We start from the raw sequence: 23,442 nt of genomic DNA, 5'->3' as shown, positions 1-23,442 counted from the left end.
CCTCAGAGGTTGACACCCTACGGGCCGCCGACCCACCATTGAAGCGTATGAACCGAACGATCGGTCGGTCGGGCGGACGGCGGACTCTGGCAGGGGGCCGGAATGGTGGCAGTGACCCCGGAGACGGGGCCGGACACGGCTCTCGGGACGGACAGGACGGACGGGACAGGCATGACTGCTGACCTGGGCGCACAGCTCGCGGCGGCATTCGACGCGGCCGTGGCGGCCGACGAGCGGGTGGAACCGCGCGACTGGATGCCGGACGAGTACCGCGCCTCCCTGGTGCGCCAGATGGCGCAGCACGCCCATTCTGAGATCATCGGCATGCAGCCCGAAGCCAACTGGATCACCCGCGCGCCCTCGCTGCGCCGCAAGGCGATCCTGATGGCCAAGGTCCAGGACGAGGCCGGCCACGGCCTGTACCTGTACAGCGCGGCCGAGACCCTCGGCACCAGCCGCGACGAGCTGCTCGACAAGCTCCACTCGGGCAAGCAGAAGTACTCCTCGATCTTCAACTACCCCACCCTGACCTGGGCCGACGTCGGCGCCATCGGCTGGCTCGTGGACGGCGCGGCGATCACCAACCAGGTGCCGATCTGCCGCTGCTCCTACGGGCCCTACGCACGCGCCATGGTCCGGATCTGCAAGGAGGAGTCCTTCCACCAGCGCCAGGGGTACGAGCTGCTCCTCGCCCTCTCGCAGGGCACCGAGGCCCAGCACGCGATGGCCCAGGACGCGGTGGACCGGTGGTGGTGGCCGTCGCTGATGATGTTCGGCCCGCCGGACGGCGAGTCGGCCCACTCGGCCCAGTCGATGGCCTGGCGCATCAAGCGGCACTCGAACGACGAACTGCGCCAGCGGTTCGTGGACATCGCCGTCCCGCAGGCCGAGTCCCTCGGCCTGACCCTGCCCGACCCGGACCTGAAGTGGAACGAGGAGCGCGGACACCACGACTTCGGCGCCATCGACTGGGCCGAGTTCTGGGACGTCCTCAAGGGCAACGGTCCCTGCAACGAGCAGCGGATCGGCCAGCGGCGCAAGGCCCACGAGGACGGCGCCTGGGTGCGCGACGCGGCCGCCGCGTACGCGCGCAAGCAGACGGCACAGCAGGTGGCACAGCAAGCGGCGAAGCACGCCGGTCAGAACGAGGAGGCACGGGTATGACGCAGAACTGGCCCCTGTGGGAGGTCTTCGTGCGTTCGCGCCGCGGCCTCTCGCACACGCACGCGGGCAGCCTGCACGCGCCCGACGCGGAGATGGCCCTGCGCAACGCCCGCGATCTCTACACCCGGCGCAACGAGGGCATCTCGATCTGGGTGGTGCCCTCCACCGAGATCACCGCCTCCTCGCCCGACGAGCGGGACCCCTTCTTCGCGCCGTCCGCCGACAAGCCGTACCGGCACCCCACCTTCTACGACATCCCGGAGGGGGTGAGCCACCTGTGACCAGCACCGACACCACGCGCCTCACCGGCGCCGACGCCGCCGCGGCGCTCGCGCTCGGCGACGACGCGCTGATCCTCTCCCACCGCCTCGGCGAGTGGGCCGGACACGCGCCCGTGCTGGAGGAGGAGGTCGCCCTCGCCAACATCGCCCTTGACCTGCTCGGCCAGGCCCGCATCCTGCTGTCCATGGTCGGCGACGAGGACGAGCTGGCGTACCTGCGCGAGGAGCGGGCCTTCCGCAACCTCCAGCTGGTCGAGCAGCCGAACGGCGACTTCGCCCACACCATCGCGCGCCAGCTCTACTTCTCCTTCTACCAGCACGAGGTCTACGGGGAACTCGCGCGCGGGGACGGCCCGTTCGCGCCGCTGGCGGCCAAGGCCGTCAAGGAGACCGCGTACCACCGCGACCACGCCGAGCAGTGGACCCTGCGGCTCGGGGACGGCACCGAGGAGAGCCGCAACCGCATGCGGACCGCCCTCGACGCGCTGTGGAAGTTCACCGGCGAGATGTTCCAGCCGGTGGACGGCCAGAGCGGCCTGGACCTGTCCGCCGTGGAGGAGCGCTGGCTGGCCGCGCTGACCGGCGTACTGGGACGGGCCGGACTCGACCTGCCCCAGGGGCCGCGCACCGGCGCCTGGGCGGCGGGAGCCGGCCGGCAGGGCCTGCACACCGAGTCCTTCGGCCGGATGCTCGCCGAGATGCAACACCTGCACCGCAGCCACCCGGGGGCCTCATGGTGACCGCCGACGCCGTAACGACCCGCCTGGAGGCGGAACTGGCCGCGCTGGCCGGCTCCGTCCCGGACCCGGAGCTGCCCGTGCTCACCCTCGGCGAGCTCGGCGTGGTGCGCGGGGTGCGGATGCACGAGGACGGCCATGCCGAGGTCACCCTCACCCCCACCTACACCGGCTGCCCGGCCATCGAGGCCATGTCCGCCGACATCGAGCGGGCCCTGACCGGCCACGGCATCCCCGAGGTACGGGTGACGACCGTGCTGGCCCCCGCCTGGTCGACCGACGACATCAGCGCCGAGGGTCGGCGCAAGCTCGCCGAGTTCGGCATCGCCCCGCCCCGGCCGCACGCGGCCGGCGGGCCGGTCCCGGTCACCCTGTCGGTCCGCTGCCCCCACTGCGGATCGACCGACACCGAGCTGCTCAGCCGCTTCTCCTCCACCGCATGCAAGGCGCTGCGCCGCTGCACCGCCTGCCGCGAACCGTTCGACCACTTCAAGGAGCTCTAGATGGCCGCCCCCCGCCACGGCGCGTTCCACCCGCTGACGGTGGCGGCTGTCGACCGGCTCACCGACGACTCGGTGGCACTGACCCTGCGGGTTCCCGAAGAGCTGCGCGAGGACTACCGGCACGCCCCGGGCCAGCACCTGACGCTGCGCCGCACCGCCCCCGAGGGCGGCGCCGAGGTCCGCCGCACCTACTCGATCTGCTCCCCGGCACCGTCCGCGGACGGCCCGGGCCCGGAGCGGCTGCGGGTCGGGGTGCGGCTGGTGGAGGGCGGCGAGTTCTCCACCTTCGCCCACAAGGAGATCGCCGCCGGGGACGTGCTGGAGGTCATGGTCCCGGCCGGGCGCTTCGTGCTGGAGCCCACCGCGGCCCCCGCCTCGGGGCACTACGCGGCGATCGTCGGCGGCAGCGGCATCACGCCGGTGCTCTCGATCGCGGCGAGCCTGCTGGCGGCCCGGCCCGACGCCCGCTTCTGCCTCGTGCGCAGCGACCGTACGGCGGCCTCGACGATGTTCCTGGAGGAGGTCGCCGACCTCAAGGACCGGTATCCGGCACGGTTCCAGCTGGTGACGGTCCTCTCCCGGGAGGAGCAGGAGTCCGGGCTGCCCTCCGGGCGGCTGGACGAGGAGCGGCTGGCGTCGCTGCTGCCCGCGCTGCTGCCGGTGACGGAGGTGACGGGCTGGTTCCTGTGCGGCCCGTACGGCCTGGTGCAGGGTGCGGAGCGGGCGCTGGGCGCGCTCGGCGTCGCCCGGACCCGGGTGCACGAGGAGATCTTCCACGTCGAGGACACCGCGCCGACGGCCCGCCCCGCCGGTTCCGCGGCCCCCGCGCACGGGCGGGTCACCGCACGGCTGGACGGCCGCTCGGGTACCTGGCCGGTCCAGGACGGCGAGTCCCTGCTGGACGCGGTGCTCCGCAACCGCGCGGACGCCCCGTACGCCTGCAAGGGCGGGGTCTGCGGCACCTGCCGGGCCTTCGTGGTCTCGGGCGAGGTCCGGATGGAGCGGAACTTCGCGCTGGAGGCCGAGGAGACGGAGGCCGGGTTCGTCCTGGCCTGTCAGTCGCACCCGGTCACCGAGGAAGTGGAGATCGACTTCGACCGCTGAGCGGACGACGTCCCTTCGGTCAGGCCCCTGTCCCCGGACAGGGGCCTGACCCGTCTTCAGGTCCCGGCCCGCCTGCAGGGCCCCGGCCGGTATCACGGGCTTCCGGCTCCGAGGCCTGTCCATTTACCAGAACCTGCTCTATCTTGACGCACCGTCAGACGCGACACCGTCGGACCTGAACGCGCGGGAGGACAGGCAGTGGACTTCACCTTCACCGAGGAGCAGCAGGCCGCCGTCGAGGCGGCCCGGGCCGTCTTCGCGGATGTCGCGCCCGACGGCGTGCCCAGCCCGGCGTTGACCCCGGGGGCCGTCGCCGAGGACTTCGACCGCCCGCTGTGGGCCAAGCTCGCCGCATCGGACCTGCTGAGCCTGGTGCTCGCCGAGGAGCACGGCGGAGCGGGCCTGGACGCCGTCGCCCTGTGCCTGGTGCTGCGCGAGGCCGCCAGGGTGCTGGCGCGGGTGCCCCTGCTGGAGCACTGCGCCACCGCCATGGCCGTGCAGGCCCACGGCAGCCCCGAACTGGCCACCGCCCTGCTGCCCGGCGCGGGGAACGGCACGCTCGTGCTCACCGCCGCCGCCCACGGGCGCTCCGGACACGACCCGGCCGAACTCGCCGTCATCGCCCGCCGCGAGGGCGAGGCATGGATCCTCGAGGGCACGCAGACCTCGGTCCCCTGGGCGCACGGCGCGGACTGGATCGCCGTCCCCGCGCACACCGGCGAGGGTGAGGCCGTCCTCGCGCTCGTCCCGCGGGCCGCCGAAGGGCTGGCCCTCGCCGAACAGGTCTCCACGAGCGGGGAGCGGCTCGCGGAGCTGGCCCTCGACGGCGTGCGGGTGGAGGCGACGCACCTCATCGAGACCCCGGGAGCCTGGGAGCGGCTCCGTCAGCTCCTCTCCACCGGGACCTGCGCCCTGGCGCTGGGCCTCGGCGAGAACGTCCTGACCATGACCAGTGCGTACACCGGCAAGCGCGAGCAGTTCGGCTTCCCGGTGGCCACCTTCCAGGCCGTCGCCGTCCAGGCCGCCGACCGGTACATCGACCTGCGCGCCATGGAGGTCACCCTGTGGCAGGCCGCCTGGCGGCTGGACGCGGCGACCGGCGGCGCAGGTGGTCCACTGCCGAGCTCCGGTGATGTCGCGGTCGCCAAGATCTGGGCCTCGGAGGGTGTGCGCCGGGTCGTACAGACCGCCCAGCACCTGCACGGCGGATTCGGCGCCGACACCGACTACCCGCTGCACCGCTATCACGCCTGGGCGAAGCAGCTGGAGCTCCAGCTCGGCCCGGCGGCCGCGCACGAGGAGGCCCTGGGCGACCTGCTGGCCGCCCATCCCCTCGCCTGAACCGGCTCCCCGTCAGAGGACGAAGGCCGCGTTCCCGCTGTCCGTCACCATCGGGCGCCCGGCACCGTCCCAGGCCTGCATGCCACCGTCGACGTTCACCGCGTCGATCTCCTGGCGCACCAGGTACTGGGTGACCTGCGCGGAACGTCCGCCGACCCGGCACATCACGTACACCCGGCGACCGTCCTCGACAGCCTCGGTCAGCTCACCGAAGCGAGCCACGAAGTCGCTCATCGGGATGTGCAGAGCACCCTCGACGTGGCCGGCCGCCCATTCGTCGTCCTCACGGACGTCGAGGACAAAGCCTTCGGAGGGCACCGCGGTGGCGTCCACCGAGGGAAGCGGCCCGAAGTTCATAGCTGTCGCCTTCTCTCTTCACGAATCTGCTGCCAACCTATCCGACCACCCGGTACGGGCGAACCGGGCTCACTCGGCGGCGAGCTCCGCCGCCAGCTCCGCCTCGCGCTCGGAGACCTGCGCGAGAAGCTGTTCCGCGATCTCCTCCAGCAGCCGGTCGGGGTCCTCGGGCGCCATCCTCAGCATCGACCCGATCGCGCTCTCCTCCAGCTCCTTGGCCACGAGCGACAGCAGTTCCTTGCGACGGGCCAGCCACTCCAGCCGGGCGTACAGCTCGTCGCTCTCGCCCGGTACGGCCGCCTCGGGCGCCGGTCCGGCCGCCCATTCCTCGGCCAGTTCACGCAGCAGCCCCTCGTCGCCTCGCCCGTAGGCGGCGTTGACCCGCGCGATGAACGCGTCGCGCCGCTCCCGCTCGCCTTCCTCCTGGGCGAGGTCGGGATGGGCCTGACGGACCAGCTCGCGGTAGAGGCGACGCACCTCCTCCGAGGGCCGCACCCGCTCCGGCGGCCGCACAGGGCGGTCGGTCAGCATCGCGGAGGCGTCGTCGGAGATCCCGTCCGAGCCCAGCCAGTCGTGGAACAGCTCGTCCACCCCGGGCATCGGCATGACCAGCGAGCGTGCTTCCTTCGCCCGTCGCAGGTCTTCGGGATCGCCGCTGCGGGACGCCTTCGCCTCGGCGATCAGGGCGTCCAGTTCGTCGAGCCTCGTGTACATGGGGCCGAGCTTCTGGTGGTGCAGGCGGGAGAAGTTCTCCACCTCCACCCGGAAGGTCTCCACCGCGATCTCGAACTCGATCAGCGCCTGCTCGGCGGCCCGCACGGCCCGCTCCAGGCGCGCCTCCGGGCGCTCCCCACCGGTGACGGAGGAGTCACCGGATCCACCGGGGACTGTCTGCTCAGGCTGCTCGGTCTGCTCGCTCACCCGGCCAGCCTACGGCCCGCCCGCGCGGGCGATGTTTCACGTGGAACATCGCCCGCCGCGCCACGGCCCGCCGCGGCTCCGGCCGCCCCGCTCAGGCCCTGGTCGGAGCGCCCCCGGGCACCCGCAGGCACGCCCCGGACACCCGACGGCATCCGCGGACCCCTGTCAGACCCCGAGCTCCGCCGCGATCCGGCCGGCCCGCACGGCCGCCACCAGGTCGGCGTGATCGGCCTCGGTGCGGTCGGCGTAGGCCACGGCGAAGGTCGCCATCGCCTCGTCCAGCTCGTCGTTCTTCCCGCAGTACCCGGCCAGCAGCCGCGGGTCGACGCTGTGCGCGTGCGCCCGGGCCAGCAGGGCGCCGGTCATCCGCCCGTAGTCGTCGATCTGGTCGACGGCCAGCGCCGCCGGATCCACGCTGCCCTTGCGGTTGCGGAACTGCCGCACCTGGAAGGGGCGGCCCTCCACCGTGGTCCAGCCCAGCATGATGTCGGAGACCACCTGCATCCGCTTCTGCCCGGCCACCACCCGAAGGCCCTCGTGCTGCTCGGGGGCCGGCGCGAAGCCCAGCCCGGCCAGGTGCGGCAGCAGCACCGAGGGCCGCGCCTCCTTGACCTGGAGCACCAGCGGCTCGCCCCGGTGGTCCAGCAGCAGCACCACGTACGAGCGGGTGCCGACGCTCCCGGTGCCCACCACGCGGAAGGCCACGTCCTGGATCGCGTACCGGGCCAGCAGCGGCAGCCGGTCGCCCTGGAGCGTCCGCAGGTAGGGGCCGAGCGAGGCCGCCACGGCCGCCGCCTCCGCGTCCCCGACCCGGCGCAGCACGGGCAGCGCGTCGACGAAGCGGCGGCCGCCGTCCGGCCCTATCTCCGTGGACTTGGTCGCGAACCGCGCGGAGGTGTTGTTGCGGGCCTTCTCCGAGACCCGCTCCAACGTGCCCAGCAGATCGCGGGCGTCGGCGTGCGAGACCAGTTCCTCGTCCGCGATCGCGTTCCACGCGTCGAGTGCGGGCAGCTTCGACAGGAGCCGCATGGTGTGCCGGTAGGCGCCCACCGCGTCCCGGGCGGCCGCCCGGCAGGTGTCCTCGTCCGCGCCCGCCACCCGGCCCGCCAGCACCAGTGAGGCCGCCAGCCGCTTCACATCCCACTCCCACGGACCGAACACGGTCTCGTCGAAGTCGTTGAGGTCGATGACGAGCCGCCCGCGCGCGTCCCCGTACAGACCGAAGTTCGCCGCGTGCGCGTCGCCGCAGATCTGCGCGCCGACCCCGGTCACCGGACCACCGGACAGGTCGTGGGCCATCAGACCGGCCGCCCCGCGCAGGAACGCGAAGGGGTTCGCGGCCATCCGGCCGACCCGTATCGGTGTCAGTTCGGCGACCCGCCCGGCGTTGGACTCCTCCACCGCGCGCACGGCGTCCGGCCGCCCGGCCGGCGCCACGAAGGCGGCGTGCGCCGACCGCGGCAGGCGGGCGCGCAGGGCCTTGCCCTCCTCCTTCGGCGAACCGGCCGCCGCCCTCGGTGCGAAGCCCGCCACGTCCGGAATCCGCTGACCCGCAATCGCCGCCATCGACGCCGCCCCCACCCGTTCACATCATTGATCGCTTCTCGAACGGGCTGACCGTATCTACAGCCCGGCGTCCCTGGCCAGCAGCGCCGCCTGCACCCGGTTCTCGCAGTCCAGCTTCGCCAGGATCCGGCTCACGTACGTCTTCACCGTCGCCTCGCTCATGTGCAGCCGCCGGCCCGCCTCGGCGTTGGACAGGCCCTCGCCCAGCAGTGCCAGCACGCCGCGCTCACGGTCGCTGAGCTCCGCCACCTGACGCCGGGCCACCTCCCCGCGCACGGCGGCCTTTCCGGACGCCAGCTGGTCCACCACATGCCGGGTCGCCCCCGGCGAGAGGTACGCGTCCCCGGCGGCCGCCGCCCGGACCGCCCCGATCAGCTCGCCGGGCGCCGAGTCCTTCAACAGGAACCCCGCGCCGCCCTCGCCCAGCGCCCGCAGCACGTTCTCCTTCTCGCCGAAGGTGGTCAGGATCAGCGCCCGCACCTCCGGCACGGCCCGCCGCAGCTCGCCCAGCGCCGACAGCCCGTCCATCACCGGCATCTGGATGTCCAGCAACATCACGTCGGGCGCGTGCGAGCGGGCCAGATCCACCGCCTCCCTCCCGTTCGCCGCCTCCGCGACGACCTCGATGTCCGACGCCGAGGTCAGGATCATCCTGATCCCGGCCCGGATCAGTGGCTCGTCGTCGGCGATCACCACTCTGATCACTTCGGCTGTCACCCGTGCTCCTACTGCTTGACCTCGTACTCCTGCTTTTCCACGAGCTTGCCGTCCCTGAAGCAGAACCGGAAGATCCGGTCCGTTCCCAGGGCGCCCGGCTGGTCCTCGGCCAACAGGGCCAGACACTCCGAGCGCTCGGGCCTGGGCGGCCCCTTCCTGGCGGCCCCGGCCGTCATGAAGTTCTCCCCGGTCGGCAGCCGGTCGCGGACGGACTGCTCCGTCTCGCCCACGTGCACGGCATCGAACTCGTCCCGGTCGATCATCGCGTCACTCGCCGAGTCGATCAGCAGCACCACCCCGGCGCCGAACACGATCACCAGCAGCACCGCCGCCGCGAAGGCGATCCCGCAGCCCACCGCGACCCCACCGGACCGGCTGGGCATGCGCACGGCCAGCTCCCGGTCCACCGCATGCCAGTCCATCGGCTGCTCGCCGCCCCGCCCCGGCGGCGGACCGCCCGCGTACGCGTGGGCCTGCTGCCCGAAGTCGTCGGCCACGTCCGCCACGCCGGCCGGCTCCGCCCCGTACGGCAGGACCCCGGCCACCCGGAACCCGCCGCCCTCGGCGGGGCCCGCGTGCACCATCCCGCCGACCAGTCGGGCCCGCTCGCGCAGCCCCGTCAGGCCCTGCCCGCCCGACACCACCTCGTCGGCCGCCACGCCGATCGACGGCTCGTTGGCGATCTCCACGACCAGCGAGTCGTCCTCGAAGCGCAGCTCCACGGCGATCGGCGCCCCCGGCGCGTGCTTGTACGCGTTCGTCAGGGCCTCCTGCACGATCCGGTACGCGGCGTGGTCGCACGCCGCGACCAGCGGCCTCGGTCGACCCGAGGTGGTCATCCGGACGTCGGTCCCCGAACCCCGAGCCGCCTCCACCAACCCCGCGACGCCGGCCACCCCGCGCGCCGCGGGCTGGGCCTCCTCCACGGGCGCGGGCGCCTCCACCCCGTCGCGCAGGATGCCCACGACCTCGCGCAGCTCGTGCATGGCGGCCACCGAGGCCTGCCGCAGCACGCCCACCGCCTCACGCTGACGATCGGTGAGCTTCGGATCCACCTCCAGCGCGCCGGTGTGCACGGAGATCAGCGCCAGCTGGTGCCCGAGGCTGTCGTGCATGTCCTGGGCGATGCGCTGACGCTCGCGCAGCCGCGCCTGCCCGGCGACCATGGCCCGCTCGCGCAGCAGCTGCCCGTTGCGCTCCTGGAGCGCGCGCAGCAGGGTGCGCCGCTGCGACCAGTACCGGCTGGCCAGACCCGGCATCACGGTCGTCGCCAGGAACATCAGCGTGGAGAACACGATCACGAGCAGCGGCTGCATCTGTGCCCGCTGCTCCACCACGCTGCAGCCGATCGCCACCACGAAGGCCAGCGTGAAGGCGGCCAGTGCCCGGCCCACCCCGATGATCCGCCGGCCGGCCGACCAGCCCAGCAGGGGCAGGACGAAGAAGGTCCCGGGCAGGAAGGTGACCAGGCCCGAGGCGAACACGAGCAGGCTCCCCGGCAGCCTGCGGCGCATCAGCGTCAACGCGACCGAGACCACGGCTCCGAGCAGCATGCGCCGCCCGGAGGCGTTGCTGATCTCCTCGACGCCCAGGCCGATGATGGCGAGCACGCCACCGAGGGCCAGGTCCCCGACCAGCATCCGCCGGGTCCAGGGCTCCGGGCCCTTCAGCCAGTCCCAGCCGGCACGCGTCTTCGCCTTCGCATCCACGCGCCCGACCCTAGACACCCGAGCCCCCGGCCGACCGCCCTCTTTCGTCTCGCCCCGCACGACGAAAGTCGAACACCACCCCGTCCCGAGGCCCTCCCGCGGCGGGCCGCGACGTCGGCGGTGAGCACGAGCGATCGCGCACGTCCGCCGGCCACAACTGGTCTCACGATGCGAACAGTTGGCTCACCCTCACCCCGTCTTCGGACAGGACCACAGGTCAGGGGCGGCGAACAGGGACGTACGTCACACCCCTCGACCGGGGCAGAACGGGGTGGGGAAACACGAAACGGCCGCCACCGCTTTCGCAGTGACGACCGTCTCGTCGATGTGGGCGAGGGGGGATTTGAACCCCCACGTCCCGAAGGACACTGGCACCTGAAGCCAGCGCGTCTGCCGTTCCGCCACTCGCCCGAGCAGCGCCCCAGTGGATCTTCCCTTTCGGGCCTTTCCCCTGGCGACGTCGAAACATTAGCACGGAGAACGGGGTGGATTCACATCGCTTTCCCGGCACCCCCGCACCCCGTCGTGGACGGCCCCTCCCGCACTCCGCTCCCGGTGCGGGACACTGTCCCTGGAGCGCCCCTACGATCCCTTGTGAGGACCAACACTCGTCCTCACAGGAACGATGGGGAACCACCCGAATCCGCCACGCGTGGATACGATCAGTAAGCAGTACAGGGCGACAGCGACGGAGGAGGTGCCCCATGGGAGTTCTGAAGCGGTTCGAGCAGCGACTCGAAGGTCTGGTGAACGGCACCTTCGCCAAGGTGTTCAAGTCCGAGGTCCAGCCGGTGGAGATCGCCGGAGCCCTCCAGCGGGAGTGCGACAACAACGCCACCATCTGGAACCGCGAGCGGACCGTCGTCCCCAACGACTTCATCGTCGAGCTCAGCGCCGGCGACTACGACCGCCTGAGCCCCTACTCCGGGCAGCTCGGCGACGAGCTCGCGGGCCTCGTCCGCGACTACGCCAAGCAGCAGCGCTACAGCTTCATGGGCCCCATCAAGGTCCACCTGGAGAAGGCCGACGACCTCGACACCGGGCTCTACCGGGTCCGCAGCCGCACCCTCGCCTCCAGCACCTCCCAGCCGCAGGCCCCCCAGGGCGGGCAGCAGGGCGGGCAGGCGGCCCAGGGCGGCTACGGGTACCCCCCGGTCGCGGCCCCGCCCATGCCCAGCGCCCCGCCCCCGGGCGGACCCGGCGCTCGGCGGCCCGCTCCGGGCGGACCCGCCGGACCGGCCCCCACGGCCGGCCCGGGTGGCCCCCGGCGCCACTGGATCGAGATCAACGGCACCCGCCACCAGATCTCGCGCCCCACGCTCGTACTCGGCCGAAGCACGGAAGCCGACGTGCGGATCGACGACCCCGGCGTATCCCGCCGGCACTGTGAGATCCGGACCGGAACGCCCTCGACGATCCAGGATCTCGGGTCCACCAACGGCATCGTGGTGGACGGGCAGCACACCACCCGCGCTACGCTCCGCGACGGCTCGCGGATCGTCGTGGGCAGCACCACCATCATTTACCGGCAAGCCGAAGGGTGAAGCGGGGGCAATGTCAGAGCTGACCCTGACGGTCATGCGGTTGGGTTTCCTGGCCGTTCTGTGGCTGTTCGTCATCGTGGCCGTGCAGGTCATCCGCAGCGATCTCTTCGGGACGCGCGTGACCCAACGCGGCTCCCGCCGAGGTGGCGCGAGCGCCGGCGGCGGCGCCCCGCAGCAGGCGGGTGGCCGGCAGGCCGCCCCTCCGCAGCAGCGCCAGCGGCGCGGCGCACCCACCAAACTCGTCGTCTCCGAGGGCATCCTCACAGGAACCACGGTGGCCCTCGCCGGCCAGACGATCACGCTGGGCCGCGCGCACGACTCCACGATCGTGCTGGACGACGACTACGCGTCCAGCCGCCATGCCAGGATCTATCCCGACCGTGACGGCCAGTGGATCGTCGAGGATCTCGGGTCCACCAACGGCACGTATCTCGACCGGACCCGGCTGACCACCCCGACGCCCATTCCGCCGGGCGCACCGATCCGCATCGGCAAGACCGTCATCGAGCTGCGGAAGTAGTACGAGAATGAGCGAGCGGAGCGAGCGCGCGGCGGCGATCCGTCCCACCGAGGGCACGGACCCGAGCGCGCTCCCGACCGGAGGGTGGGCAGTGTGGCTCGAGACCGGTTGTACCCGGAGGCAGCTTCGTCGACAGGGCAGGTGCGCATGAGTCTGTCCTTGCGGTTCGCCGCCGGATCACACAAGGGCATGATCCGTGAGGGGAACGAGGACTCCGGCTACGCCGGTCCCCGGCTCCTCGCGATCGCCGACGGCATGGGAGGCCAGGCCGCCGGCGAGGTCGCGAGCTCCGAGGTGATCTCCACCCTCGTGCAGCTCGACGACGACGTCCCGGGCTCCGACATCCTCACCTCGCTGGCCACGGCCGTGCAGCGCGCCAACGACCAGCTGCGCGTGATGGTCGAGGAGGACCCGCAGCTCGAGGGCATGGGCACCACCCTGACCGCCCTGCTGTGGACCGGCCAGCGCCTCGGCCTCGTGCACGTCGGCGACTCCCGCGCCTATCTGCTCCGCGACGGCGTCCTCACCCAGATCACCCAGGACCACACCTGGGTGCAGCGCCTCGTCGACGAGGGGCGCATCACCGAGGAAGAGGCCACCACCCACCCGCAGCGCTCCCTGCTGATGCGCGCGCTCGGCAGCGGCGACATCGTCGAGCCCGACCTCTCCATCCGTGAGGTCCGGGCCGGTGACCGCTACCTGATCTGCTCCGACGGGCTCTCCGGCGTCGTCTCCCACCAGACCCTGGAAGAGACCCTCGCCGACTACCACGGCCCCCGCGAGACCGTGCAGTCGCTGATCCAACTCGCGCTGCGCGGCGGCGGCCCCGACAACATCACCTGCATCGTCGCCGACGTCCTCGACACCGACAGCGGCGACACCCTCGCCGCGCAGGTCAGCGACACCCCGGTGGTCGTCGGCGCGGTCGCCGAGAACCAGCACCAGCTCTTCGACGGCGGCAACGCCATGCAGTCCGCGGCCGGCCGGGCCGCCGGTCTCGGCCGCCAGGGCCGGCCCCCCGCCGGCGCCTTCGGCCCCCCCGGCAGCGGCGACGCCACCGGCTACGGCTACTCCGGTGACCAGGGCAAGGGCGCGGGCGCGTACGGCACCTTCGGCGAAGCCGACGCGTACACCCCCGACCCCGGCTACGAGGACACGTACGATCACCCCCGCAGGCGCCGCAGCAAAGGGCGCAAGTGGACCACGCGTACGCTGACCCTGCTCATCGTCGCCGGCGTCGTCGGCGGTGGCCTCTACGCCGGCTGGCGCTGGACCCAGACCCAGTTCTACGTGGGGGTGAAGGGTGAGCACGTCGCGCTCTTCCGCGGTATCAGCCCGAAGCTGGGGCCCCTGGAGCTCTCCAAGGTGGAGACCGACCGCCCCGACATCGAACTGAAGTACCTGCCGCCCTTCAAGCGGAAGCTGGTCGAAGCCACCATCAGCGAGAACAGCTTCGACGCGGCGCGCAAGAAGCTCGACGATCTCGGTGTCCAGACGTCCGCCTGCAAGAAGGACGAGGAGCGCCGCAAGGCCGAGGCGCAGAACAGCCAGACGCCCGCCCCCAGCCTGACTCCCGAGGAGCAGGCACTGGTCGGGCTGTGCGGCAAGTAGTAGACATACGCGGGCGCAGGGGGCCTGCCACACCATGAGCGTAGTCACCAACACCACCACGATCGGCGCCATCGAGCTGCCGAGCAGGCGGAACACCGAGCTCCTGCTGCTCGGCTTCGCCGTGCTCATCCCGATGTTCGCCTACGCCAACGTAGGCCTCGCGATCAACGGCAGCCTGCCCCCCGGCATGGTGCTCTACGGCCTCGGCCTCGGCGCCCTCGCCGGGATCGCGCACCTCGTCGTGCGCCGGTACGCCAAGTACGCCGACCCGCTGCTGCTGCCCCTCGCCACGCTCCTCAACGGGCTCGGCCTCGTGCTGATCTGGCGCCTGGACCAGTCCGAGCGCCTGCAGAACCTGGCGAAGCGGGCCTTCGGCGGGTTCTCCCCCTCCGCGCCCCGCCAGATGATGTACACGGCCGTCGCCATCGCCCTGTTCGCCGCCGTCCTGCTGATCCTGAAGGACCACCGCGTCCTGCAGCGGTTCACGTACATCTCGATGGCGGGCGCCCTGGTCCTGCTGATCCTGCCCGTCATCCCGGGCCTCGGTGCCGACGTCTTCGGCGCCAAGATCTGGATCAGCGTGGGCGGCTTCTCCATCCAGCCCGGTGAGTTCGCGAAGATCGTCATCGCGATCTTCTTCGCCGGCTACCTGATGGTGAAGCGCGACGCGCTCGCGCTGGCCAGCCGCCGCTTCATGGGCCTCTACCTGCCGCGTGGCCGCGACCTCGGACCGATCCTGATGATCTGGGCGATGAGCCTGCTCGTCCTCGTCTTCGAGAACGACCTCGGCACCTCGCTGCTCTTCTTCGGCATGTTCGTGATCATGCTGTACGTGGCCACCGAGCGCACCAGCTGGATCGTCATCGGCCTGCTGATGTCGGTGGGCGGCGCCGTGGTCGTCGGCACCTTCGCCAGCCACGTCCAGGCCCGTGTCAACGCCTGGCTCGACCCCTTCGCCTGCTACACCACCTCGGGCGCCTGCGAGCAGGTCGGCCAGTCGATCATGAGCTTCGGTTCCGGTGGGGTACTCGGCGCCGGCTGGGGCCAGGGCAACTCCGACCTGATCGGCTTCGCCGCCAACTCCGACTTCATCTTCTCGACCGTCGGCGAGGAACTCGGCCTCGCCGGAGTGATGGCCTTCCTGCTGCTCTACGGGCTCATCATCGAGCGCGGCGTGCGCACCGCCCTCGCCGCCCGCGACCCCTTCGGCAAGCTCTTCGCCATCGGCCTCTCCGGAGCCTTCGCGCTCCAGATCTTCGTGGTCGCCGGCGGAGTCATGGGCCTCATCCCCCTCACCGGCATGACGATGCCCTTCCTCGCGTCCGGCGGTTCCTCCGTCCTCGCGAACTGGATCCTCATCGCCATCCTCATCCGGATCAGCGACACCGCACGCCGCCCCGCACCGGCCCCCGCCCCGTCCCCCGACTCCGAGATGACCCAGGTGGTCCGTCCGTCATGAACAAGCCCCTGCGCCGCATCTCGCTGTTCTGCGGGCTGCTCGTCCTCGCCCTGCTGATCCGTACCAACTGGCTGCAGTACGTGCAGGCGGAGGAGCTCAGCACCCGCAAGGAGAACCGGCGGGTCCAGATCGCCCAGTACGCGACCGAGCGCGGCAACATCATCGTCAAGGGCGAGCCGATCACCGGTTCCAAGGTGACCGACGGCAGCGACTACAAGTTCAAGCGGACCTACACGAACGGTGAGCTCTGGGCTCCCGTCACCGGGTACGCCTCGCAGGCCTTCGGCTCCACCCAGCTGGAATCCCTCGAGGACGGCATCCTCACCGGCAACGACGACCGGCTGTTCTTCGACCGCACCATCGGCATGTTCACCGGGGAGAAGAAGCAGGGCGGCAACGTCGTCACCACGCTCAACCCCGATGCCCAGAAGGCCGCCTTCGAGGCGCTGGGCACGAAGAAGGGCGCCGTCGCGGCCATCGACCCGCGCACCGGCGCGATCCTGGCCCTGGTCTCCACGCCCTCGTACGACCCCTCGCGCTTCGCGGGCAACTCCAAGGACGACGAGAAGGCCTGGGTCGAGCTGAAGGACAGCGAGGAGAAGAACCTCGTCAACCGCGCCCTGCGCGAGACGTACCCGCCGGGCTCCACCTTCAAGGTGGTCACCGCGGCGGCCGCCCTCGAACACGGCGTCGTCCAGGACATCAACGCTCCGACGGACACCCCGGACCCGTACTTCCTGCCGGGCACCAGGACCGAGATGATCAACCACGCCAAGGGCTGCGAGAAGGCGAGCCTCAACGAGGCGCTGCGCATCTCCTGCAACTCGGTCTTCGCGAACATGGGCGACAAGGTCACCCGCGACAAGATGGTGGAGACCTCGGAGAAGTTCGGCTTCAACAACGACAAGATCGACGTTCCGGTCCGCGCGTTCGCCAGCATCTACGACAAGAAGATGGGCAAGGACGGCAACGCCCAGAGCTCCATCGGGCAGTTCAACACCGCCGCCACCCCGCTGCAGATGGCCATGGTCACCGCCGCGATCGCGAACGACGGCAAGCTGATGAAGCCGTACATGGTGGACATGCTCCAGTCGCCCAACCTGGACATCATCGAGAAGCACGAGCCGCAGGAGATGAGCCGGCCGCTCTCCGCCGCCAACGCGGAGAAGGTGCAGGAGATGATGGTCAACGTCGTCCAGAACGGCACCGGCAACAAGGCCAAGATGAGCGGTGTGACGGTCGGCGGCAAGACCGGTACGGCCCAGCACGGCGAGGGCAACAAGAAGCGCCCGTACGCCTGGTTCATCTCCTACGCCGAGACCCCGGACAAGAGCTCGCCCGTCGCGGTCGCCGTCGTGATCGAGGACAGCGAGGCGGACCGTGAGGACATCAGCGGTGGCGGTCTGGCCGCTCCCGTCGCCAAGGCGGTCATGCAGGCGGTGCTGAACAGCCAGAAGTGACCGAGGGATCACGGCCCGGAGCGCAGTGACTCAGATCACAGAATTCCGGCCGGGTCCGAGCGTACGGTACCGGTCCAGTATCAGCCTGTGGCCACGAACCGATCACGGACGATCGGCCGGTAGCCTTTGCGCGAACAGCACACCGCCGGACCACACACAGGTGCGGTCGGGACTGACGGAGAGGGCTGCAACGTTATGGAAGAGCCGCGTCGCCTCGGCGGCCGGTACGAGCTGAGCCACGTGCTCGGCCGTGGTGGCATGGCCGAGGTCTACCTCGCCCACGACACCCGGCTCGGCCGTACCGTCGCCGTCAAGACCCTGCGTGCCGATCTCGCCCGTGACCCGTCCTTCCAGGCCCGGTTCAGGCGCGAGGCGCAGTCGGCCGCGTCGCTGAACCACCCGGCGATCGTCGCGGTCTACGACACCGGCGAGGACTACGTCGACAACATCTCCATCCCGTACATCGTGATGGAGTACGTCGACGGTTCCACGCTGCGCGAGCTGCTGCACTCGGGCCGCAAGCTGCTGCCCGAGCGCACGCTGGAGATGTGCATCGGCATCCTCCAGGCCCTCGAGTACTCGCACCGCGCCGGCATCGTGCACCGCGACATCAAGCCGGCCAACGTGATGCTGACGCGCACCGGCCAGGTCAAGGTCATGGACTTCGGCATCGCCCGGGCCATGGGCGACTCCGGCATGACCATGACGCAGACGGCCGCCGTCATCGGCACCGCCCAGTACCTCTCGCCCGAGCAGGCCAAGGGCGAGCAGGTCGACGCGCGCTCCGACCTCTACTCCGCGGGCTGCCTGCTCTACGAGCTCCTCAGCGTCCGGCCCCCGTTCGTCGGTGACTCCCCCGTGGCCGTCGCCTACCAGCACGTCCGGGAAGAGCCGCAGCCGCCGTCGAACTTCGACCCCGAGATCACGCCCGAGATGGACGCCATCGTCCTCAAGGCACTGGTCAAGGACCCCGATTACCGCTACCAGTCGGCCGACGAGATGCGCGCCGACATCGAGGCCTGCCTCGACGGCCAGCCCGTCGCCGCCGCCGCCACCATGGGCGCGGCCGGCGGCTACGGCTACCCCGATCCGGGGAGCGGCTACGGACACCAGGGCTACGACCAGCCCACCACCGCCCTGCGCACCACCGACCCCGGTGCCCAGACGTCGATGATGCCGCCCATGCCCCCGGGCGACGGCGGATACGGCCACGGCGGCTACGACCAGGGCCCGGGCCGCCGCCAGAAGAAGAGCAAGGCGTCCACCGTCCTGCTCGTCGCGGCGGGCGTCCTCGTCCTGGTCGGCGCGATCCTCATCGGCCGTGCCCTCTTCGGCGAGGGCGCGGACAACCGACCCGCCGTGCCCAAGCTCATCGGCCAGACCTTCGAAGCGGCGCAGACGAGCGGCAACAACGTCGACCTCAAGGTGGTCAAGGGCCCCGACGCGCCGTGCGCCGACCAGCCCAAGGGCAACGTCTGCAAGCAGAGCCCCGCGGCCGGCGAGAAGGTCGACGAGGGCTCCACCGTCACGGTGACGGTCTCCACGGGCGCGCCCAAGGTGACGGTCATCAACGTGCAGAGCCTCAGCTTCGAGGAGGCCGAGAAGCAGCTCAAGGAGGCGGGCTTCCAGGTCGACCGCAAGCCGCAGGAGTCCGACCGGCCGGCCGGGACCGTCCTGGAGCAGAACCCGAAGAGCGGCACCGAGGCGGAGCGGAACACCGTCGTGATGCTGACCGTCGCCAAGGAGATCTCCAAGGCCACGGTGCCGGAGCTGCGCGGCAAGAAGAAGGACGACGCGGCCAAGGCCCTCACGGACGCCAAGCTCCGGCTCGGCAGCGTGACGGAGACCGAGCAGCCCGGAGCCGCTCCCGGCACGGTGATCGCCCAGCAGATCGAGGCGGGCCAGGAGCTCGAGGTGGGCAAGACGGTGAACATCACCATCGCCAAGGCCTCGGCGCAGACCACGGTGCCCAACTTCAACGGCCTCACGGTGGACCAGTACAAGGACGAGCTGCGGCGGGCCAACCTCCGGCTCGGCGTCGTCACCGGCTCGACGGACGGCAACGCGATCATCGTGCGCACCGACCCGCTGCCGGGTACCCCGATCGCCACGGGCCAGCCCGTGAACGTCATCGCCCTCGGTGGTGGCGGCCAGCAGCAGGGCGGCGGCAACAACGGCGGCAACAACGGCGGCGGCTTCTTCGGAGGCTGACGCGCCCGACGCGCCCGCCGTGGCCCCGGCCACCGGCACTACGAAAGGTCCGGCCTCCTCCCCGTTCCCGGGGCAGGAGGCCGGACCTTTCGCACGCCCGGCCGTCAGCGCCGCCGTCACGTCCCGGCGCTGTACGGCCGCGTGCGCCCGTCTCCGGGGCCGGTGGGTCCATGGGGCCCAGGAGGTGTCGGCGCCTCCCAGAGGGGCCTTCCGGGGCCCTGGTGGCGCCGGGGCCGGTCAGGTCCCCGAGAGCGCTCAGCCCAGCTCGGCCGGCGGGGTCCGCTTCGCGTCCACCTTCTCCGTGCGGACCAGTTCGCCCCACACGATGTACCGGTACTTCGAGGTGTAGACCGGCGTGCAGGTGGTGAGCGTGACGTACCGGCCGGGCGCGGTCTTCCCCGAGTCCTTGGGGACCGCGTTGATCACGTCGGTGTTGAACTTCGAGGTCTGGCGCAGCTCCGCGAAGACCTTGTAGACGTACCAGGTGTCGCGGGTCTCGAAGACGATCGCGTCGCCGTTCCTGACCTTGTCGATGTTGTGGAACTTCGCCCCGTGGCCGTCCCGGTGCGCGGCGAGCGCGAAGTTGCCCTTCTCGTCCCACGGCAGCGCCGACTTCACCGGCTCCGTGTAGTACCCGGCCACGCCGTCGTCGAGGGTGTCCGGGTCGGTCCCCGCCTTGACGAGCACCTCGCCGTTGCGCATCGCCGGTACGTGCAGGAAACCGACGCCGTCCTGGGTGTCCAGCGCCCCCGGCGGGGCGGCCTGCGGGGACGGGGCCTGCCACTGCTGTCGGATCTCGTCCCCGCGCGCCGACGCCTGTCGGTCCGCGAGCACGTTGGTCCACCACAGCGAGTAGGCCACGAACAGGCCCAGCACCAGGCCCACGGTGATCAGGACCTCGCCCAGCAGGCTCAGGAATCCGGCGAGCACACTGCGGTTGCCGGCGGGCGGGGCCGCGGCGCGGCGGCGGGCACGAGACACTGCTGATTCGTCCTTAACTGGTCAGCGCGGGCGGCGGGCCCTGGCTGCGGGGGCGTTCATCGGTCATCCTGCCCCATACGATCAACCGGTAGGTGCTGGTGAACTCCGGGGTGCAGGTGGTCAGGGTGATGTACCGGCCCTCGGATGTGAATCCCGAACCCTCCGGCACGGGCTTGATCACCGCCACGTTCGTCGGCGGTGTCTGCGCGAGCGACGAGGTCGTCTCGTACGTGTAGTACGCGTCCCGGGTCTCGACCACGACGGGATCCCCGGGCACCAGCCGGTTGATGTAGCGGAACGGCTCGCCGTGGGTGTTGCGGTGTCCGGCCAACGCGAAGTTGCCCTGCTTGTCGGCCGGCATCGCCGTCTTCAGCGCGCCCTCGCCGTAGTGCCCGACCATGCCCTTGTCGAGCACCTTCGGCTTGCTGATGCCCTCCGCCACCGGGACCTTCACGTCCAGCTTCGGGATGTGCAGGATGGCGAAGCCCTGGCCGGGCTCGAAGGCCGTCACGGGCGGTGCGGCGGCCCCGGAGCCGCCGGGATCCTTCTCCCAGTTCTGGCGCAGGGAGCCGGCGGCGCCGTTCGCCACCCGCTCCGCCAGCAAGTTCGTGTACCAGAGCTGGTAGGCGACGAACAGCAGCATCACCAGGCCCAGCGTGATGAACAGCTCTCCGCCCAGCCGGCTCGCGATGACCACCGGGCCGCCCGAGGCCGGCCGCCTGCGCCGCCGGCCGCCTCGCCTGCGGCTGCGTCGGGCGGCCTGTTTCGCGGCCTCCTGAGCGGCCCTGCGTCGCGCGGCCCGGCCCTGCGTGGGCGCGGACGGCGCGACCGCGGTCACGCGACGGCCTTGCCCACCACCGGGGCCAGCCCCACCGAGCGCTCCACGGCGCCCGCGTCACCGCAGCGCACCAGCCAGTTGGCGAGCATCCGGTGACCCCACTCGGTCAGCACCGACTCGGGGTGGAACTGCACGCCCTCGACGTCGTGCTCCCGGTGCCGCAGGCCCATGATGATCCCGTCCTCGGTGCGCGCCGTGACCTCCAGCGCGTCCGGCAGGGTCCCGGGCTCGGCGGCGAGGGAGTGGTAGCGGGTCGCGGTGAACGGCGACGGCAGGCCCTCGAACACGCCGAGCCCCTCGTGGATCACGGGTGAGGTCTTGCCGTGCAGCAGCTCGGGCGCCCGGCCGACGACGCCTCCGTAGGCGACCGCCATCGACTGCATGCCGAGGCACACGCCGAAGACGGGGACGGCCGTGCTCGCGCAGTGGCGGACCATGTCGATGCAGACGCCGGCCTGCTCCGGGGTACCGGGGCCGGGGGACAGCAGCACGCCGTCGAAGCCGTCCTGCGCGTGCGAGAGCTCGACCTCGTCGTTGCGCAGCACCTCGCATTCGGCACCGAGCTGGTAGAGGTACTGGACCAGGTTGAAGACAAAGCTGTCGTAGTTGTCCACAACCAGAATGCGCGCGCTCACGGAGTGGCTCCCGATCCCTCGTCCACCGTCACATCGTTGAACGGAAGGAGCGGCTCGGCCCACGGGAAGACGTACTGGAACAGCACGAAGACCACCGCGAGAACGAGTACGAGCGAGATCAGCGCGCGTACCCACGCGTTTCCCGGCAGGTGCCGCCAGATCCAGCCGTACATGCCGCCCGATTCCTTTTCGTCCACGTTCGTTCAACGCACCGCGGGGGCGGTACGCGAACAGACTAAAGGCAGCGGCCCGAAAGGGTGGGTCACCCGGACAAACCCTCCGGCCGCCCCTCGGCCGCGGGGCGCGTCCCGGTCAGCTCGGCCCAGACGACCAGTCGGTGGCTGTGACCCCATTCCGGATCGCAGGTCGTCAGCGTCAGATAGCGGCCGGGCGTCCGGAACGGCGATTTTTCCGGGACCGGGTCGACGACGGCGACGTCGGTGGGCAGCGTGCGCAGGGGCGCGGAGCGGAGCGTGTAGGTGTACCAGGTGCTCGCGTCCTTGAGGATCACCACGTCCCCCGGGCGCAGTCGCGGGAAGTCCTTGAAGGGATCCCCGTACGTACGCCGGTGGCCGGCCACCGAGAAGTTCCCGACCGCGCCGAGGGGGGCAGTGGCGGCGTAGTGGCCGAGGCCCTTCTTCAGCAGTTCGGGGTCGGTGCCCTCCAGGACGGGCTTGACCCAGTCCGGGCCGAAGCGCGGGACGTACATCTCGGCGAAGGCGCGGCCGGCGGGGTGCCGCTCGGCTCGCGCCGGGGGTGACGGGGCGGGGGCGGCGGCCGACGGCGTCGGGGCGGGAGCGGGGGCGGCGGCGGGGGCGGGGGCGGCCGCCCAGCGGTCGCGCATCCGGTCCATCTCCCCGTCCATGGCCAGGTCGGCCTTGACCCCGGTCCACAGCAGGACGTAGGCGACGAAGAGCACGATGAGGGTGCCCGCCGTCAGGCACACCTCGCTGAACGTCCGTACCACCAGGCGTAGTACGACGTCAGGACGGATCCGATCACGGGGTGGGCGCCACCGGCTTCGCATAGTGGAGGTCCACTGTGCCGGAGTAGCCGGGAAGTGTCAGCGCCTTGTGCTCGTCCACTTTCCAGCCGAGCCCGTACGCGTTCACGTACAGCTGGTAGTTCTGCAGGGCCGGGGAGGCGGCGAGTGCCTTCTTCAACGCGCCCGGGTCGCCGACCGCCGAGATCTTGTACGGGGGCGAGTAGACGCGGCCCTGGAGGATCAGGGTGTTGCCCACGCAGCGCACCGCGCTGGTGGAGATCAGCCGCTGGTCCATGACCTGGATGCCCTGGGCGCCGCCGCGCCAGAGAGCGTTGACCACGGCCTGCAGGTCCTGCTGGTGGATCACCAGGTCGTTGGGCTGCGGCTCGGGCACGTTGGGGATCCGGGCGGTGGCGTTCGGCGGGGCGTCGTTGAGGGTGACCGTCAGGCCCTTGCCGGTCAGCTCCTCGGTGCCGGAGGCGGCGCGCAGGGCGGCCAGCTTGGCGTCCTCGGCCTTGGTGCTGCCGTCGTCACGCTCCGCGAGGGTGTCCACCCGGCCGCGTACGGCCGCGGTGCTCTGCTCCAGCTCCGCGTTGTCCTGGCTGCGCTCCTTGATGAGGTCCGACAGCTTCAGGAGTGAGGCGTCCGTCCGGATGTTCGTACCCTTGGAGGTGTTGAAACTGGTGACGAAGAGCAGCCCGGCCAGGGCGAAGACGGCGGCCGTCAGCAGCCGGACCGGCCTGGCCCGGCGACGGGGACCCGCGGAGGAGTCGTCTGAATTGCTCAACGTACCCTTCT

The 23,442-nt window shown here is 71.3% G+C and carries 22 protein-coding genes, 1 tRNA gene and 1 pseudogene; 12 read left to right on the top strand and 12 right to left on the bottom strand.

Annotated elements, in window-relative coordinates:
• Positions 1-102: 102 nt before the first annotated feature.
• The 6 genes from paaA (at position 103) to ACGFYY_RS18275 (ending at position 5,130) form a co-directional block, all read left to right on the top strand.
• The gene (gene paaA, locus ACGFYY_RS18300) at positions 103-1,164 is read left to right on the top strand and encodes a 1,2-phenylacetyl-CoA epoxidase subunit PaaA (protein WP_393710494.1); all 1,062 of its coding nucleotides are present in this window, start codon (positions 103-105) and stop codon (positions 1,162-1,164) included.
• Entirely contained in the window at positions 1,161-1,445 is a 285-nt protein-coding gene (gene paaB / locus ACGFYY_RS18295) for a 1,2-phenylacetyl-CoA epoxidase subunit PaaB (RefSeq protein WP_030817166.1), read from the top strand. The genes paaA and paaB overlap by 4 nt, the downstream gene beginning before the upstream one ends.
• Positions 1,442-2,185 (top strand): 1,2-phenylacetyl-CoA epoxidase subunit PaaC, encoded by a 744-nt coding sequence (paaC, locus tag ACGFYY_RS18290; protein WP_365272227.1) that lies wholly within the window; start codon positions 1,442-1,444, stop codon positions 2,183-2,185. Before paaB ends, paaC begins: the two co-directional genes overlap by 4 nt.
• Positions 2,179-2,685 carry a 1,2-phenylacetyl-CoA epoxidase subunit PaaD gene (gene paaD / locus ACGFYY_RS18285; protein WP_365272225.1) on the top strand — a complete coding sequence of 169 codons (507 nt, stop codon included), beginning with the start codon at positions 2,179-2,181 and terminating at the stop codon, positions 2,683-2,685. Before paaC ends, paaD begins: the two co-directional genes overlap by 7 nt.
• Positions 2,686-3,789 (top strand): 1,2-phenylacetyl-CoA epoxidase subunit PaaE, encoded by a 1,104-nt coding sequence (gene paaE / locus ACGFYY_RS18280; RefSeq protein WP_365272222.1) that lies wholly within the window; start codon positions 2,686-2,688, stop codon positions 3,787-3,789.
• A 198-nt stretch (positions 3,790-3,987) separates the two neighbouring features.
• The gene (locus ACGFYY_RS18275; RefSeq protein ID WP_393710490.1) at positions 3,988-5,130 is read left to right on the top strand and encodes an acyl-CoA dehydrogenase family protein; all 1,143 of its coding nucleotides are present in this window, start codon (positions 3,988-3,990) and stop codon (positions 5,128-5,130) included.
• Between the two features lie 12 nt (positions 5,131-5,142).
• Here ACGFYY_RS18275 and ACGFYY_RS18270 read toward each other — a convergent pair whose 3' ends face one another.
• From ACGFYY_RS18270 to ACGFYY_RS18245, 6 genes are all read right to left on the bottom strand, one after another.
• Complete coding sequence (locus ACGFYY_RS18270; RefSeq protein WP_393710488.1) at positions 5,143-5,487, bottom strand: rhodanese-like domain-containing protein; 345 nt, start codon at positions 5,485-5,487, stop codon at positions 5,143-5,145.
• Between the two features lie 69 nt (positions 5,488-5,556).
• Positions 5,557-6,318 (bottom strand): hypothetical protein, encoded by a 762-nt coding sequence (locus ACGFYY_RS18265; RefSeq protein ID WP_365272286.1) that lies wholly within the window; start codon positions 6,316-6,318, stop codon positions 5,557-5,559.
• Between the two features lie 255 nt (positions 6,319-6,573).
• Positions 6,574-7,974: a DUF2252 domain-containing protein gene (locus ACGFYY_RS18260; RefSeq protein ID WP_365272214.1), complete on the bottom strand. Its 1,401-nt coding sequence runs from the start codon at positions 7,972-7,974 to the stop codon at positions 6,574-6,576.
• Positions 7,975-8,031: 57 nt separating this feature from the next.
• Positions 8,032-8,691 (bottom strand): response regulator transcription factor, encoded by a 660-nt coding sequence (locus ACGFYY_RS18255; RefSeq protein WP_365272212.1) that lies wholly within the window; start codon positions 8,689-8,691, stop codon positions 8,032-8,034.
• A gap of 8 nt (positions 8,692-8,699) precedes the next feature.
• Positions 8,700-10,400 (bottom strand): sensor histidine kinase, encoded by a 1,701-nt coding sequence (locus ACGFYY_RS18250; protein ID WP_393710485.1) that lies wholly within the window; start codon positions 10,398-10,400, stop codon positions 8,700-8,702.
• Between the two features lie 328 nt (positions 10,401-10,728).
• Positions 10,729-10,811, bottom strand: a tRNA-Leu gene (locus ACGFYY_RS18245).
• 293 nt (positions 10,812-11,104) lie between these two features.
• Here ACGFYY_RS18245 and ACGFYY_RS18240 point away from each other — a divergent pair.
• The 6 genes from ACGFYY_RS18240 to pknB all read left to right on the top strand — a co-directional run bounded on the left by ACGFYY_RS18240 (position 11,105) and on the right by pknB (position 19,205).
• Complete coding sequence (locus ACGFYY_RS18240) at positions 11,105-11,944, top strand: DUF3662 and FHA domain-containing protein (protein ID WP_365272207.1); 840 nt, start codon at positions 11,105-11,107, stop codon at positions 11,942-11,944.
• Positions 11,945-11,954: 10 nt separating this feature from the next.
• Positions 11,955-12,464 (top strand): FHA domain-containing protein, encoded by a 510-nt coding sequence (locus ACGFYY_RS18235; protein WP_365272204.1) that lies wholly within the window; start codon positions 11,955-11,957, stop codon positions 12,462-12,464.
• Between the two features lie 93 nt (positions 12,465-12,557).
• Positions 12,558-14,075: a PP2C family protein-serine/threonine phosphatase gene (locus tag ACGFYY_RS18230; RefSeq protein WP_393710482.1), complete on the top strand. Its 1,518-nt coding sequence runs from the start codon at positions 12,558-12,560 to the stop codon at positions 14,073-14,075.
• Between the two features lie 34 nt (positions 14,076-14,109).
• The gene (locus tag ACGFYY_RS18225; RefSeq protein ID WP_030714098.1) at positions 14,110-15,534 is read left to right on the top strand and encodes an FtsW/RodA/SpoVE family cell cycle protein; all 1,425 of its coding nucleotides are present in this window, start codon (positions 14,110-14,112) and stop codon (positions 15,532-15,534) included.
• Positions 15,531-16,994, top strand: coding sequence for a penicillin-binding protein 2 (locus ACGFYY_RS18220; RefSeq protein ID WP_365269138.1), 1,464 nt, complete (start codon positions 15,531-15,533; stop codon positions 16,992-16,994). The genes ACGFYY_RS18225 and ACGFYY_RS18220 overlap by 4 nt, the downstream gene beginning before the upstream one ends.
• Before the next feature lie 195 nt (positions 16,995-17,189).
• The gene (gene pknB / locus ACGFYY_RS18215) at positions 17,190-19,205 is read left to right on the top strand and encodes a Stk1 family PASTA domain-containing Ser/Thr kinase (RefSeq protein ID WP_393710479.1); all 2,016 of its coding nucleotides are present in this window, start codon (positions 17,190-17,192) and stop codon (positions 19,203-19,205) included.
• Positions 19,206-19,460: 255 nt separating this feature from the next.
• Here the strand turns inward: pknB and ACGFYY_RS18210 are convergent, their stop codons facing one another.
• The 6 genes and pseudogenes from ACGFYY_RS18210 to ACGFYY_RS18185 all read right to left on the bottom strand — a co-directional run bounded on the left by ACGFYY_RS18210 (position 19,461) and on the right by ACGFYY_RS18185 (position 23,431).
• Positions 19,461-20,186: a class E sortase gene (locus tag ACGFYY_RS18210; protein WP_393710477.1), complete on the bottom strand. Its 726-nt coding sequence runs from the start codon at positions 20,184-20,186 to the stop codon at positions 19,461-19,463.
• 13 nt (positions 20,187-20,199) lie between these two features.
• A pseudogene (locus tag ACGFYY_RS18205) lies at positions 20,200-20,850 on the bottom strand (class E sortase); the annotation flags it as partial.
• Between the two features lie 170 nt (positions 20,851-21,020).
• A complete protein-coding gene (locus ACGFYY_RS18200; protein WP_365269129.1) occupies positions 21,021-21,659 on the bottom strand; it encodes an aminodeoxychorismate/anthranilate synthase component II in 639 nt (212 codons plus the stop codon).
• The gene (locus ACGFYY_RS18195) at positions 21,656-21,856 is read right to left on the bottom strand and encodes a hypothetical protein (RefSeq protein ID WP_158721000.1); all 201 of its coding nucleotides are present in this window, start codon (positions 21,854-21,856) and stop codon (positions 21,656-21,658) included. Before ACGFYY_RS18195 ends, ACGFYY_RS18200 begins: the two co-directional genes overlap by 4 nt.
• Positions 21,857-21,921: 65 nt before the next feature.
• Positions 21,922-22,686: a class E sortase gene (locus tag ACGFYY_RS18190; protein ID WP_393710475.1), complete on the bottom strand. Its 765-nt coding sequence runs from the start codon at positions 22,684-22,686 to the stop codon at positions 21,922-21,924.
• On the bottom strand, positions 22,658-23,431 hold the full coding sequence (locus ACGFYY_RS18185; RefSeq protein WP_365269124.1) for a DUF881 domain-containing protein: 774 nt from the start codon (positions 23,429-23,431) through the stop codon (positions 22,658-22,660). The genes ACGFYY_RS18190 and ACGFYY_RS18185 overlap by 29 nt, the downstream gene beginning before the upstream one ends.
• Positions 23,432-23,442 lie beyond the last annotated feature (11 nt).

The sequence above is a fragment of the Streptomyces sp. NPDC048331 genome (genome assembly GCF_043201215.1).
Classification (GTDB): Bacteria; Actinomycetota; Actinomycetes; order Streptomycetales; family Streptomycetaceae; genus Streptomyces.
The sequence above is the reverse complement of the archived record's forward strand: the minus strand, read 5'-3'. Positions and strand labels throughout refer to the sequence as shown.